Below are 13,288 nucleotides of genomic sequence, written 5' to 3' on the forward strand. Positions count from 1 at the left end.
ATGTGGGAGCTGGCTTGCCTGCGATGACGGTGTAACAGTCGACCTATCTGTCGTTTGATACACCGCTATCGCAGGCAAGCCAGCTCCCACACTGATTTGCGTTTAGTCAGTTACAGCAGCGGCTCATCCGGCTTCTTGTTCTTCCAGCCATCATTGCCCGGTAGCAGCAAGTTCAAACCAATTGCCACCACCGCACACAGGGCGATGCCCTTGAGGCCGAAATCATCCGGGCCGGTGCCGGTACCCACCAGCACACCGCCAATCCCGAACACCAGCGTGACCGACACAATCACCAGGTTGCGCGCCTCGCCCAGGTCGATCTTGTGGCGAATCAGCGTGTTCATCCCCACCGCAGCAATCGAGCCGAACAGCAGGCACAGAATCCCGCCCATCACCGGCACGGGGATGCTCTGCAGCAGCGCGCCGAACTTGCCGATGAACGCCAGGCTGATGGCAAACACTGCCGCCCAGGTCATGATTTTCGGGTTGTAGTTCTTGGTCAGCATCACGGCGCCGGTCACTTCGGCGTAGGTGGTGTTCGGCGGGCCGCCAAACATGCCGGCAGCCGTGGTGGCGATACCGTCACCCAGCAGCGTGCGATGCAGGCCAGGCTTTTTCAGGTAATCGCGGCCGGTCACGCTGCCTACCGCAATCACACCCCCGATATGCTCGATCGCCGGGGCCAGTGCTACCGGGACGATAAACAGGATCGCCTGCCAGTTGAACTCCGGCGCCGTGAAGTGGGGCAGGGCGAACCAGGGGGCGGCGGCGATTTTCGCCGTGTCGACCACACCAAAGTAAAACGACATGGCAAAACCCACCAGCACGCCGGAAATGATCGGCACCAGGCGGAAAATGCCCTTGCCGAACACCGCCACGATCAAAGTGGTAAGCAGCGCTGGCATCGAGATCAGCATCGCCGTCTGATAGTGGATCAGCTCTGCACCGTCGCCAGACTTGCCCATGGCCATGTTGGCGGCAATCGGCGCCATGGCCAGGCCGATCGAGATAATCACTGGGCCAATCACCACGGGCGGCAGCAGCCGGTCGATAAAACCGGTGCCCTTGACCTTCACGGCCAGTCCCAGGAACGTATAGACGAAACCCGCCGCCATCACGCCGCCCATGGTCGCCGCCAGGCCGAACTGGCCCTTGGCGAGAATGATCGGGGTGATGAACGCGAAGCTCGATGCCAAAAATACCGGCACCTGCCGCCCTGTCACCACCTGGAACAACAACGTGCCCAGGCCTGCGGTAAACAGCGCGACGTTTGGATCAAGACCTGTGATCAGCGGCATCAACACCAACGCGCCAAATGCTACGAAGAGCATTTGTGCGCCAGACAGGATCTGGCGCCAAAGCGGGTCGTTGAATTCATCCTGCATGCTCACGCGTCCTTCTGCTTGGTGCCGAAGATCTTGTCACCGGCATCGCCCAGGCCCGGGATAATGTAGCCGTGTTCATTCAGGCGCTCATCGATGGATGCGGTGTAGATCTGTACATCCGGATGGGCCTTCTCGACGGCGGCGATGCCTTCTGGCGCGGCCACCAGCACCATGGCGCGGATGTCCCGGCAACCGGCTTTTTTCAGCAAGTCGATGGTGGCGACCATGGAACTGCCGGTGGCGAGCATCGGGTCGATGATCATGGCCAGGCGTTCGTTGATTTCCGGGACGAGTTTTTCCAGGTAGGTGTGGGCCTGCAGTGTTTCTTCATTGCGGGCTACGCCCACGGCGCTGACCTTGGCGCCCGGGATCAGGCTGAGTACACCTTCGAGCATACCGATACCGGCACGCAGGATAGGGACGACGGTAATTTTCTTACCGGCGATTTTCTCCACTTGTACGGGACCAGCCCAACCGGGGATCTCGTAGGTTTCCAGGGGCAAATCCTTGGTGGCTTCGTAAGTGAGCAACGCTCCGACTTCCTGAGCAAGCTCACGGAAGTTCTTCGTGCTAATGTCGGCACGGCGCATAAGGCCGAGTTTGTGTCGGATCAGCGGGTGGCGGATCTCGCGAGTGGGCATAGGAAAGGCTCCGGCGGCGGGCAAAAAAACCGGCCTAGATTAATCTATCCGAGGGTGTTGTCCTATAGACATCAAGTACGTTAGTCCATAAAGGCTTGATTGGAGCGCACGAGAAGCGTACCTTCGCCCGCTTTTCTTGCCACAGCACCCCCTTGGAGAGCGCCATGTCTGCTGATCTCGAGCATATCCGTCAAATCATGCACGAGGCTGACTGCCTGTACACCGAAGCGCAAGTCGAAGCAGCGATCGCCAAGGTTGGCGCGCACATCACCCGCGAAATGGCCGACACCAACCCGGTGGTCTTCTGCGTGATGAACGGTGGCCTGATCTTCGCCGGTAAATTGCTGACTCACCTGCAGTTCCCGCTGGAAGCCTCTTACCTGCACGCCACCCGCTATCGCAATGAGACCAGCGGCGGCGACTTGTTCTGGAAGGCCAAGCCGGAAGTGTCGTTCATCGACCGCGATGTGTTGATCATCGATGACATTCTCGATGAAGGTCACACCCTGGGCGCTATCATCGATTTCTGCAAACATGCCGGCGCACGCAAAGTGCACACCGCCGTGCTGATCGACAAAGACCACGACCGCAAGGCGCGCCCAGAGCTGAAAGCCGACTTTGTCGGGTTGCCGTGCGTCGACCGTTATATCTTCGGGTATGGCATGGACTACAAGGGCTACTGGCGTAATGCCAATGGCATCTACGCCGTTAAAGGAATGTAATCGATGGCCCGCTTTCTTGATCAGACGCTGTTTGCCGAGTTGGCCGAGAAAGCGGCCGCCAATCCCCGTGGTCGTCAAAACGTTAACTTCCATGAGATGCAAGAGCCTTGTCATCGCATGGCCGTCGGTTTGCAGCCCAGCACCTATGTACAGCCTCACCGTCACCTGAGTGCCGATAAGGCGGAGACGTTGCTGGTGCTCAAAGGGCGTCTGGGAATCCTGATTTTCAGCGAGACGGGGGAAGTGTTGAGCAAGCGTGTGTTGGAAGCGGGCGGGGAATGCCAGGGCGTCGACCTGTCGCCCGGCGTGTTCCATGGCCTGGTAGTGCTTGAGCCGGACAGCGTGATGTTTGAGTGCAAGGCTGGCCCTTACCGCGCTGTGGGTGAGGGTGAGCTGGCCGACTGGGCTCCCCGTGAAGGCGAGGCAGGTATGGCTGAGTATCATCGCTGGATGCTTGCCCAGTTCGACTGAGCAAGCCCCGTCCCACATTGCTTTCTCACCGCTTTCGAAGCCGGCGTCGCGCAGGTAGACTTCAAGCCCCGTGTAAATGTCTGCAGGCTGGAGTCGGTAATGCGTAAAGATAAGAAACAGGTGATTGGCGACGAAATCGGTGACGACCAGATCAAGTTGTTCCTGGACTTCGAGCCGGTTGATGCGACGTCGCCGTCCCTGCACAAACTGATCAAGGCCTATCGCGGCCTGCGTATCGACGACTTCGAGCGTTTCCTGGGCTTTTTCAAAGAAGCAGGCCTGGACCTGGACGGCAAGGACGAGCATGGCCAGACCTTCGTCGACCTGATCAAAGACCAGCGCAACGCCGCCGAATACATCGAGCTGATCGACAACGCCCGCGGCTGATTATCCGAGCCACAAAAAAACGCCCCGGCCTCATGAGAGGCCGGGGCGTTTCGCGCTCGTTCCCACGCTCTGCGTGGGAATGCATTCTGTGACGCTCTGCGTCACGACCTCACGCGTAGCTTTCAGCCTCGTTGCTTTGCTCCACCAGCTCCAGGCTGATGTTGTTCTGCGTGTTGAGCTTGCGATACAGCTCGGCGTCCGTCTCCAGCACTTTCTCGCGTGCCGGGAAGATCTCATGCAGCTTGGTAGCCCACTCACCGGCGGCTTTCTCCGGGAAGCAGCGCTCGATCAGCTCCAGCATGATCGAGACCGTGACCGAAGCACCAGGAGACGCGCCCAGCAGTGCCGCAAGCGAACCGTCCTTGGCCGCGACCAGTTCGGTGCCGAACTGCAGCACGCCGCCTTTCTTCGGGTCTTTCTTGATGATCTGCACGCGCTGGCCGGCCACTTCCAGGCGCCAGTCTTCGGCTTTCGCCTCGGGGTAGAAGCGACGCAGGGATTCCAGGCGCTGTTCCATGGACTGGCGCACTTCGCTGACCAGGTACTTGGTCAGGTCCATGTTGTCGCGGGCCACGGCCAGCATCGGGCCGATGTTGCCGGCGCGAATCGACATCGGCAGGTCAAGGAACGAGCCGTGCTTGAGGAACTTGGTGGTGAAACCGGCGTATGGCCCGAACAGCAGGGATTTCTTGCCATCCACCACGCGGGTGTCCAGGTGCGGCACGGACATCGGCGGCGAGCCAACGGCAGCCTGGCTGTAGACCTTGGCCTGGTGCTGCTTGACCACTTCCGGGTTGTCGCAACGCAGCCACTGGCCGCTCACCGGGAAGCCGCCGAAGCCTTTGCTCTCTTCGATGCCCGAAGCCTGCAGTAACGGCAGCGCCGCACCGCCAGCGCCGAGGAACACGAACTTGGCATCGACGTCGCGGCTGTTACCGCTGTTGACGTCCTTGATGCTCACGGTCCAGCCTGCGCCGTTGCGCTTGAGGCCGGTTACGCGCTTGCAGTACTTGACCTGGGCGTCTGGCGAACTGGTCAGGTGGCTGAGCAGCTGATTGGTCAGGGCGCCAAAGTTGACGTCGGTGCCGTTCATCACGCGGGTGGCGGCGATTTTTTCGTCGAGCGGGCGGCCCGGCATCATCAACGGCATCCACTCGGCCATTTCGCTGCGGTCTTCGGTGTAGTGCATGTCCGAAAACGCGTGGTGCTGGCTGAGGGTCTCAAAGCGCTTCTTGAGGAAGGACACGCCTTTGTCGCCCTGCACGAAGCTCAGGTGCGGCACCGGGCTGATGAACGACTTGGACGAGCCAAAGGTGCCTTTCTTGGTCAGGTAAGCCCAGAACTGCTTCGACACCTCGAACTGGGTGTTGATGTGCACGGCTTTCTTGATGTCGATGGAACCATCGGCGGCCTGTGGCGTGTAGTTCAGCTCACACAGCCCGGCATGGCCGGTGCCGGCGTTGTTCCACGGGTTGGAACTCTCCGCGGCACCCGAGTCCATCAGCTCAACGACTTCCAGCGTGAGGCTGGGGTCGAGCTCTTTGAGCAGTACGGCCAGGGTGGCACTCATGATGCCGGCCCCTACCAGTACTACGTCGACTGCTTCGTTATGCGCCATTTAACGCGTCTCCAAAATCTGCAGCACCAAATTGACGGCATGGCTGCCAGGAGTGATGGGGCGATTCACGTGTTGCCCCAGGTTACCCATGGCCAGGATCGCCATGTCCGTTTCGCAATTCTTTGCAACTTCAGCACACGCTTCCTGCCGGGCTAATCTGCCTATGAACGCATTCATGGGCGCCTGTGGCAATTCGACTTATGGTCAAAGCGTGCGATTCGTGCAACCAATCCGTAGCGGACAGGCTCAAGCTCCGGTTTTTGAGGATGGCTCGATCCTGTGTAATTGGGCTGACCCAGACGCTGATGGTGCTTGTACAAACGCCAAACTATTCATTTGCTCGCCACACTCTTGTGAAGTTGTGAAAACCCGTTTTTTCACGCTCTTTTGAAGACGTGAACCTCAAAAAAGGGCTGCCCCAGCCTGGCACCTGGCCCGTAAACCTCTGCCGACACGCGGCAAAACGGGCAAACAACTCAAGTGGCCGAGCGCAATGGCAGCTCTGGCAGATTCGATAAAAGACGGGGTGGTTTGCAAAGGAAACAGCAAGCACGCCAGCTTCACTCGATCTGTGTGGGCGGCTCTCTGTGGGCGATTTTGGGGGCTAATGCCTGGGCATTAACGATGCTGCGGGGCCCGATCAGGAGACGTCCTTATAATCGGGGGGAGATTGTAGCGAAGAACGCCAAGGAAATGGGCGTGTTTTATGACTTTTATTCGGGTCCCGGTCAGGAGGCCAACGCTTGCCGATGTTGTGCGCGAAAAACCTGCGGGCTGACCCGGGCGCTGGCCGGCAGTGGGCGGTGCATCCAGCCCAGGTGAGTCTCGGTCACTTCCACCCAGCCTTCACCGACGGGCGGCAGGCTGCACTGCTTGAATGCCTGGCAATGGCCTTTGGCATCGAGCAAGGCAAAGTGACGATGGCGGGTGTGTGACATGAACAGGGTCTTGAGAAGGCGCATGGCTGTGTACCTGGTGTGTTACATGCTTGAAGGTTGCCAGTGTGGCATGACACTGGGGTGACGAATTTATGCGAATTTGTAATTTGCACCGGGGCTTCAGCCGTCGTTCAGGATCGCTGGTGAGTGGCGCGCGTGCACCGTTATACTGGCGACCTGTCTGCACCTAGTCCTGGAGAAATGCGATGTTGCAACGCCTGTTGTTCGGTTTGATCACTGTGACCAGTTTGACCCTTGTCGGCTGCGCCAACAGCCCGCAACAACTCAGCCCGCAACCTAAAGTCACTGCGCCGTTGGCTGCGGTAGGTCATGGCCAGCCGGTGTCGGTGCGCGTGGTCGACGGTCGTCCGTCGCCGACCCTGGGCTCGCGTGGCGGCCTGTACCCGGAGACCGCACTGATTTCGGTGACCGGCCAGGATGTGCTGCCCAAGTTGCAGGCCCAGGCTGAAGCTGCTGTGCGTTTGTTGGGCTTTACGCCGACCAACTCGCCAGGCGTACCACAACTGACCGTGACCCTGGCCGAGCTTAAATACCAGTCGCCCAAAGACGGCCTGTATGTGACCGAGGCTTCCATCGGCGCCACCTTCAAGTCTGACGTCAGTGCCGGCACCCGCCGTTACAGTGGCCGCTACGCCGCCTCGCTCAACCAGCGTTTCGGCATGTCGCCCAACCAGGAAACCAACACCAAGCTGGTCAGCGACGTGCTCAGCGATGCCCTGACCCGCCTGTTCAAGGACCCAAGCATCGGCCAACTGCTCAGCGCGCAATAAGCCGCTCACAAAAAAACCGGGCTCATCGCTGAGCCCGGTTTTTTTATGCCTGTGGTTTTGTCATGCCGCCGTATCGACATAAAAGTCCAGCATGCTCACGCCGGTGAGCACATCCAGCTCCGGCAGATCGGCATGCTGGTGCCCGCCGAGGGCGCAATACACCAGCCAATGGCGGTCCTGAACGTTGAACGCGAGGCTGCCGATCAGCGCCTCCTGTTCATCGCTCTGGGCGATCAGATACAGCCGATCCTGGTTTTGCGCATGCAACATGACAAGCTCCTCAAGCGTCGAAGGGCAACAGAGTGGCTTGTTAAGGTGACGTTCAGGTGACGGCGTAAATTACTGGATACATTAGCCGTCCATGGGGAAGGAGCATTAAAGGCGCAGGAGGCGACTGTCGTTCAGGTGTGTATCTGGACTGATACCCGAACACTGGTTCACCGAGGTTTGCGATGGCGCTGCCCGCACTGCTCATTAATATTGTTGCCCTGTTGGTTGCCTGCTCGGGCGCCTGGGTGCTGTTCATCACCCGCCTGCATGCACAGCGTGCGATGGCCGACCTGGCCCTGCGCAGCGAAGAGCGCGCTATCGACCAGCCGATGCTGTTTCTGGATACACGCACCGAGCGGGCGCATCGCCTGGCATACCGCGTCGGGTTCGCCTGCCTTGGCTTGGCCCTGGCCATCTCCTGGCTCAGCACCCACTTTTAATTCCACTGCAAAACCAAATGTGGGAGCGGGCTTGCCCGCGAAGGCGGTGTATCAGCCGCTGAATCTTTAACTGACCCACCGCTATCGCAGGCAAGCCAGCTCCCACACTGGCCATGTACTGCCCACAGAATCAGCGCCTGCCCCATATCCCCAGTGGGCTCACATATTTGGGTTGGGTGTTTATAGAGGGATCCCAGCCTTGACTCGGTATTGGTTGCGTACCGGCGTCGCATACTGCACCACCAGATAAGGCCGGTGCTCCGCCGGGCACTCGTTCAAGCGCCGCTCCCATTCCGCCTTGGCCTTGGCCAGCTCATCGGCCGGGAATACGTCCGCCGCCTTGGGCACCTGCAATTGCGGGTCGGCGTCACTCCACTGCGCATATGCCAGGTAGTGCACCGGGAACAACCGATAGCCGCCCAGGATCTGCCGGTCCATTTCCACGGCCAGCAGCTTGGTGTCTTCGAAACGCTCGGTGATCGGCGGCGCAAAGTTCACGTGCACCCGGCCTTTATAGCCGGTAATGCCCAGGGCAATGCTCACATCATCCTCGCCCGGTGCCTTGCTGTAGGTACCGGTGGTGGCGCGGATATACAACTCGCGGGCTTTGGCGGCATCGCAAGGGTCGTACTCGTAGCTGATGGACACCGGCGTCAGGTTCAACGACTGTATGACCTCGGCAAATGGCTCGTCCTTGCGGCTGACGTGGAACATCTTGAGGATCGCCGATTCGGTACGGTCATCGCCATCCTTGGCCCGGCCTTCAGCCTGGGCAATCCAGATCGACTGGCAGTCGTTGCGGATCGAATGATTGATGTAGGCCGACAGCAGGTTGTAAGCCGCCATCTTCTCCTTTCGCCCGGTGATCGAACGGTGCACGATGAAGCTCTTGTTCAAGCGCATCAGGTCGCTGACAAACGGCTTTTGCAGCAGGTTGTCGCCGATGGCGATGCGCGGCGTCGGCAGGCCGGCGTGGTACACGGCGTAGTTGACGAAGGCCGGATCCATCACGATGTCGCGGTGGTTGGCCAGGAACAGGTAGGCGGTGCCGGATTTCAGTTGCTCGACGCCGGTATAGGTCACGCCGTCGGTCGCCCGGTCAATGGTGTGGTCAACGTAGTACTCGACCTTGTCCTGCAGCGTGGCCACGGTGGTGACGCCAGCGAACTCACGGCGCAGTTTGCGCGCGATCATTGGCTTGAGCAGCCAGCCCAGGGCGCCTGCAAAGCGCGGGAAGCGGAAGTGGGTCAGGATGTCCAGAAAGGCCTTGTCACTGAACAGGCGCGCCAGCACTGCCGGGACTTCGCTGTCGTTGTAAGGTCGGATGGTATCGAATTCGCCCATCATGCTCTCTTGTTAGAAACGGCTAGGGTAAGTAAAAGGAAATGTCAGGGTGCGGTCCGAATAAGGGGCCGGCCAAGAATAGCCCTGTAAATAGACCGGCGATTATACGCACAAGTCACCTGGGAGACTGCGATGCTCGAAACTGCGCTGTACGATTGTCCTTATTGTGGCGAAGAGGTCGAGACAACGGTGGATTTGTCCGGTGGTGACCAGACCTATATAGAAGACTGCCAAGTGTGTTGCCGGCCGATCACATTCGACCTGCAAGTTCATGGTGAAGAGTGGATGCTTGAAACCCGCAGCGAAAATGAATAATGCGCAGCGGGAACGAATAAAAAGGTACGCCCATGCAGCGAGTCTACGAACCGGAAAACCTGATGGAGGGCGAGTTGTTGCAGCAGATGCTTGCCAGTGAAGGCATCGAGGCGCATCTGGTGGGGCGCCACCTGCTCGGCGGCACGGGCGAGTTGCCGATCTTCGGCTTGCTGGGGCTGGAGGTCGATAACGATCAGGCGGCTGTTGCCCGCGAGCTGATCACTGCCTATATCGGCGCGCAACCGTTGCCCGGCGACGAACCCGACAGCTTCCCCGACGTATTGGTCTGTTAGGCTGTCGGTCGGTTTACCCCAAGAGTCGTGTTGCCCCATGTGTGGACGTTATGCCCTGTTTCGCTGGAACCCTGCCTTTGCTGCCTTGCCCGGCTTCCCCGCGGATCAGCAGGCCCAGTGGAACATTTCCCCCAATGATTCGGTACTGATCCAGCGCCTGAGCGAAGGCCAGCTCACCCTGGCGCGTGCCCGTTGGGGCCTTACGCCGCCTTGGCTGACAGACCTGTCGCGTACCCCAGCCCATGCCCGCGCCGAAACCCTGGCCGAACAACCGATGTTCCGTGAAGCGTTCCGCCAGCGCCGCTGCCTGCTGCCGGCCAACGGTTTCTACGAATGGCGCGGCACCCAGCGCAAGCGCCCGTATTGGCTCACGCCGGGGGAGGGCTCCACGTTGTTCTTTGCCGCAGTGTGGGAAGCGTATCCGGTGCAGGAGCAGGTATGGCTGAGTACGGCGGTGGTTACCCAAGCGGCGCAAAGTCAGCGCCGGCCATTGATCCTGGACGCGGCAGCGCAGGCCGCCTGGCTCGACCCCGAGACACCGCTGCATGTATTGCAGAGCCTGCTGGCGGCTGAGCCTGCCGTGCTGCGCGAGCGGGTGCTGGCCAATATGGTCAACGATCCGAAGCTCAATGGGCCCGAGTGCCTGACCCCGGCGTGAGCTTTGCCAGTCCGGTCGCGTTCGGATGTATCTGAAATTCAGCGGTTAAACGTCTGGTGTATCTGGCGCAGATACCAATGACCGCCTACGATACGCGCCATGTTTTCAGGGAGCGTGTTCATGAAGAAGTCATTGGTGGTAAGCGGTTTGGTTGCAGCGATGCTGCTGGCGGGTTGTCAGTCGGTCAATACCACCAGCGGCGGCGCCGTTGGGGTGGAGCGCAAGCAGTACATGTTCAGCATGCTGTCGAGCCAGGAAGTCGACCAGATGTATGCCCAGTCTTATCAGCAGACCCTGGGTGAAGCCAGCAGCAAAGGGGTGTTGGACAAGACCAGCGCCAACGCCAAGCGCGTGCAGGCCATTGCCAAGCGCCTGATCGCCCAGGCTCCGACTTTCCGCGCGGATGCGGCCCAGTGGAACTGGGATGTGAACCTGATCAAAAGCGATGAGATGAACGCCAACTGCGGGCCTGGCGGCAAGATCCTGGTGTACAGCGGCTTGATCGACAACCTCAAGCTCACCGATGACGAACTGGCCGCCGTGATGGGCCATGAAATCGCCCACGCCTTGCGTGAGCACGGCCGAGAAGCCATGTCCAAGGCTTACGGTATCCAGATGGCCAAGCAGGGCGCCGGGGCAATATTCGGTCTCGGCCAGGACAGCCTGGCACTGGCCGATACCGTGGCCAACTACGGCATGACCTTGCCCAACAGCCGCAGCAATGAAAACGAAGCCGACCTGATCGGCCTGGAACTGGCCGCCCGCGCTGGTTACAACCCGAACGCGGCCATCACCTTGTGGAACAAGATGGCCAAGGCTTCGGAAGGCGCACCGCCGGAATTCATGAGCACGCACCCGGCTTCCGACAGCCGCATCGCGTCCTTGCAGGCGGCGATTCCGAAGGTAATGCCGCTCTACCAGCAGGCCAAGAAGTCCTGATCGACGCCCTGTGGCAGCGAGTTCGCTCGCGAATGCGGTGTTGCAGTGACTCATTCAGTGACTGATACCTCGCCTTCGCGGGCAAGCCCGCTCCCACAGGTCCTATGCCAGGCGCTGATTCTGGACCACTGTGGGAGCTGGCTTGCCTGCGATAACGCCCGTTCAGCAACAGATTCAGTGACTGATACGCCGCTATCGCGGGCAAGCCCGCTCCTCCCGCCCTGATCGGTTTACAGCCAGCCGCTGCTCTGCATAGCCTTGTACACCGCAATAATCGCCAGCACGAAGAACGCCGTAGCCGCCAAGCGACGAATCAAGGTCAGCGGCAGCTTCTCCGCGGCAAAATTCCCCGCCAGCACCACCGGAACGTTGGCAATCAACATGCCCAGGGTGGTACCGATAATCACCAGCCAAAGTTCCGGGTATTGCGCCGCCAGCATCACCGTGGCGATCTGGGTCTTGTCACCGATTTCGGCGAGGAAGAATGCAATCAAGGTGGTCAGGAAGGGCCCGAACTTACGGGTGGTACTGGCTTCGTCATCATCGAGTTTGTCCGGCACCAGAGTCCACAGCGCCGTGGCGCAGAAGCTCGCGGCGAGGATCCAGTGCAGCACCGCATCCGAGAAGAAACTCCCGAACCAGGCGCCCACGGCACCGGCCGCCGCATGGTTGGCCAGGGTCGCGGCGACGATACCGGCGATGATCGGCCAGGGCTTGCGAAAGCGCGCAGCAAGGATGAGTGCGAGCAGTTGCGTCTTGTCGCCGATTTCGGCCAAGGCAACGATTGCGGTAGGAACGAGTAGTGAATCCAGCATCAGGTAGTTTCCAGGGGCGGGTCGACACGGCTATGACACGTACAGCCTTCCCGCCCCGGGTAAGGTGTGCGTGTCATAGGTCTTGTCAAACCCCGGTCCGTCTGTGCGGACTCCTGGGTCGCATACGCCATGGTCTGCTGACCAAGTATGTTGACGTATGCCGGACGAGCATGGCGCTCGTGGGAGACTACTCCCCTAGGACGCTGCGGATTCTGCCTAGGCAAAATCCATTCGGCAAGCGTTCTTTTTCAAACCTCCGTCAGGGACGCTTGGCGCGGTAAATGCGAAAACCATTGCCTTCGGCCTTGATTGCGCAGATGCCCAAATGCTCTTCGATCAGTGGCTGGTACTTCAGGAAACTATTGGCGACCAGGCGAAGTTCGCCACCTTTTGCCAGGTGTTTCGCCGCTTTTCGCAGCAGGTTCTCCGTGGCGAAATAATCGGTGTGCACGCCGACATGGAACGGCGGATTGCTCAAAATCGCGTTCAAACCCATGGGCGCGGCGTCGATGCCGTCACCGGTCAACACATCAGCTTCCAGGCCGTTCGCTGCCAGCGTCAGGCGACTGCTGGCGGCGGCGAAGGCATCCACATCCAGCATCGTCACGGTGTTATGCGGGTAGCGGCGTTTGACCGCAGCCCCCAACACCCCGGCGCCGCAACCGAAATCGAGCAGGTTGCCGCTGGGCAGCTTGTCCAAGTGCTCCAGCAACAACTCGGTGCCGCGGTCCAGGCGACCATGGCTGAACACCCCTGGCAAGCTCACCACCTTCAGCGGGCCTTCGGCCAGCGGTACGTCGAAGACCTGTGCCAGGCTCTCAAGCTCCACGGCGTGCGGCGCGTTGGCGACGGTGACCTGCCACAGCTGGCAATGCCGTGCACTATCGAGCTTGCGCGGTTTGCCGAACGGAACCATCTGTTTGGCGGCGCTTTCGATACCCCCCTTTTTCTCGCCCACCAGAAACAGCTCAGCGCCAGGCAGGCGCGCGGCCACGGCGTTGAGCAGGTAGTCGGTGAGGTCTTTGGACTTGGGCAGGAAAATCACCGCCGCATCAAAGGCGCGCTCGGGCACCGTCACGCCAAACTGGCTGCGTTCGGCGAAGCGCGCATCGAGCGCCGCCTGGTCACCGGCATGCCAGCACCAGCCGTGGGCATTGGGCAGGCGCCCAAGCAAATCGTCGGCAGGCAAACCTACGAGCAGCAGGTTGCCTTGAAAAAGTTCGGCCTGGCGAAGCAGTACTTCACTGCGCGGATCCATAGT

17 protein-coding genes and 1 riboswitch are annotated in these 13,288 nt (G+C 60.1%); of the genes, 9 read left to right on the top strand and 8 right to left on the bottom strand.

The genetic code is table 11. The features are described 5' to 3' along the window. Positions 1-110: 110 nt before the first annotated feature. Positions 111-1,385 (bottom strand): uracil-xanthine permease family protein, encoded by a 1,275-nt coding sequence (locus AB4P90_RS05425; RefSeq protein WP_003188606.1) that lies wholly within the window; start codon positions 1,383-1,385, stop codon positions 111-113. 2 nt (positions 1,386-1,387) lie between these two features. Next, entirely contained in the window at positions 1,388-2,026 is a 639-nt protein-coding gene (gene upp, locus AB4P90_RS05430) for a uracil phosphoribosyltransferase (RefSeq protein WP_003188608.1), read from the bottom strand. A gap of 164 nt (positions 2,027-2,190) precedes the next feature. Between upp and AB4P90_RS05435 the strand changes: the two genes are divergently transcribed. The 3 genes from AB4P90_RS05435 (at position 2,191) to AB4P90_RS05445 (ending at position 3,606) form a co-directional block, all read left to right on the top strand. Then, positions 2,191-2,748 carry a hypoxanthine-guanine phosphoribosyltransferase gene (locus tag AB4P90_RS05435; protein ID WP_003188610.1) on the top strand — a complete coding sequence of 186 codons (558 nt, stop codon included), beginning with the start codon at positions 2,191-2,193 and terminating at the stop codon, positions 2,746-2,748. A gap of 3 nt (positions 2,749-2,751) precedes the next feature. After that, entirely contained in the window at positions 2,752-3,219 is a 468-nt protein-coding gene (locus AB4P90_RS05440) for a WbuC family cupin fold metalloprotein (protein WP_014716943.1), read from the top strand. Positions 3,220-3,318: 99 nt separating this feature from the next. Then, a complete protein-coding gene (locus tag AB4P90_RS05445) occupies positions 3,319-3,606 on the top strand; it encodes a PA4642 family protein (protein WP_003188614.1) in 288 nt (95 codons plus the stop codon). 109 nt (positions 3,607-3,715) lie between these two features. Here AB4P90_RS05445 and mqo read toward each other — a convergent pair whose 3' ends face one another. Together mqo and AB4P90_RS05455 are read right to left on the bottom strand one after the other, a co-directional pair. Beyond that, positions 3,716-5,224 (bottom strand): malate dehydrogenase (quinone), encoded by a 1,509-nt coding sequence (gene mqo, locus AB4P90_RS05450; protein ID WP_014716944.1) that lies wholly within the window; start codon positions 5,222-5,224, stop codon positions 3,716-3,718. A gap of 728 nt (positions 5,225-5,952) precedes the next feature. Further along, positions 5,953-6,186, bottom strand: a complete 234-nt coding sequence (locus AB4P90_RS05455; protein WP_014716945.1) for a hypothetical protein — start codon at positions 6,184-6,186, stop codon at positions 5,953-5,955. Between the two features lie 182 nt (positions 6,187-6,368). Here AB4P90_RS05455 and AB4P90_RS05460 point away from each other — a divergent pair, with 182 nt between their 5' ends. After that, positions 6,369-6,953: a YajG family lipoprotein gene (locus tag AB4P90_RS05460; protein WP_014716946.1), complete on the top strand. Its 585-nt coding sequence runs from the start codon at positions 6,369-6,371 to the stop codon at positions 6,951-6,953. A 60-nt stretch (positions 6,954-7,013) separates the two neighbouring features. Here the strand turns inward: AB4P90_RS05460 and AB4P90_RS05465 are convergent, their stop codons facing one another. Further along, positions 7,014-7,223 carry a hypothetical protein gene (locus AB4P90_RS05465; protein WP_014716947.1) on the bottom strand — a complete coding sequence of 70 codons (210 nt, stop codon included), beginning with the start codon at positions 7,221-7,223 and terminating at the stop codon, positions 7,014-7,016. 182 nt (positions 7,224-7,405) lie between these two features. Here AB4P90_RS05465 and AB4P90_RS05470 point away from each other — a divergent pair, with 182 nt between their 5' ends. Then, a complete protein-coding gene (locus AB4P90_RS05470) occupies positions 7,406-7,663 on the top strand; it encodes a hypothetical protein (RefSeq protein ID WP_014716948.1) in 258 nt (85 codons plus the stop codon). A gap of 180 nt (positions 7,664-7,843) precedes the next feature. Here AB4P90_RS05470 and AB4P90_RS05475 read toward each other — a convergent pair whose 3' ends face one another. Beyond that, on the bottom strand, positions 7,844-9,007 hold the full coding sequence (locus AB4P90_RS05475; protein ID WP_014716949.1) for a 1-acyl-sn-glycerol-3-phosphate acyltransferase: 1,164 nt from the start codon (positions 9,005-9,007) through the stop codon (positions 7,844-7,846). A 132-nt stretch (positions 9,008-9,139) separates the two neighbouring features. Here AB4P90_RS05475 and AB4P90_RS05480 point away from each other — a divergent pair, with 132 nt between their 5' ends. The 4 genes from AB4P90_RS05480 to AB4P90_RS05495 all read left to right on the top strand — a co-directional run bounded on the left by AB4P90_RS05480 (position 9,140) and on the right by AB4P90_RS05495 (position 11,212). After that, positions 9,140-9,322, top strand: coding sequence for a CPXCG motif-containing cysteine-rich protein (locus AB4P90_RS05480; protein ID WP_014716950.1), 183 nt, complete (start codon positions 9,140-9,142; stop codon positions 9,320-9,322). Between the two features lie 32 nt (positions 9,323-9,354). Beyond that, positions 9,355-9,615, top strand: coding sequence for a putative signal transducing protein (locus AB4P90_RS05485; RefSeq protein WP_014716951.1), 261 nt, complete (start codon positions 9,355-9,357; stop codon positions 9,613-9,615). A 37-nt stretch (positions 9,616-9,652) separates the two neighbouring features. Beyond that, complete coding sequence (locus tag AB4P90_RS05490; protein WP_014716952.1) at positions 9,653-10,273, top strand: SOS response-associated peptidase; 621 nt, start codon at positions 9,653-9,655, stop codon at positions 10,271-10,273. A gap of 120 nt (positions 10,274-10,393) precedes the next feature. After that, a complete protein-coding gene (locus tag AB4P90_RS05495; RefSeq protein ID WP_014716953.1) occupies positions 10,394-11,212 on the top strand; it encodes a M48 family metallopeptidase in 819 nt (272 codons plus the stop codon). A 230-nt stretch (positions 11,213-11,442) separates the two neighbouring features. Here the strand turns inward: AB4P90_RS05495 and AB4P90_RS05500 are convergent, their stop codons facing one another. Together AB4P90_RS05500 and AB4P90_RS05505 are read right to left on the bottom strand one after the other, a co-directional pair. Further along, positions 11,443-12,027: a TMEM165/GDT1 family protein gene (locus AB4P90_RS05500; protein ID WP_014716954.1), complete on the bottom strand. Its 585-nt coding sequence runs from the start codon at positions 12,025-12,027 to the stop codon at positions 11,443-11,445. An 88-nt stretch (positions 12,028-12,115) separates the two neighbouring features. Further along, positions 12,116-12,235: riboswitch (yybP-ykoY riboswitch) on the bottom strand. 51 nt (positions 12,236-12,286) lie between these two features. Continuing rightward, on the bottom strand, positions 12,287-13,285 hold the full coding sequence (locus AB4P90_RS05505; RefSeq protein ID WP_014716955.1) for a class I SAM-dependent methyltransferase: 999 nt from the start codon (positions 13,283-13,285) through the stop codon (positions 12,287-12,289). Positions 13,286-13,288: the final 3 nt, after the last annotated feature.

This window comes from Pseudomonas sp. B16120 (assembly GCF_044218845.1).
GTDB lineage: Bacteria > Pseudomonadota > Gammaproteobacteria > Pseudomonadales > Pseudomonadaceae > Aquipseudomonas > Aquipseudomonas paracarnis.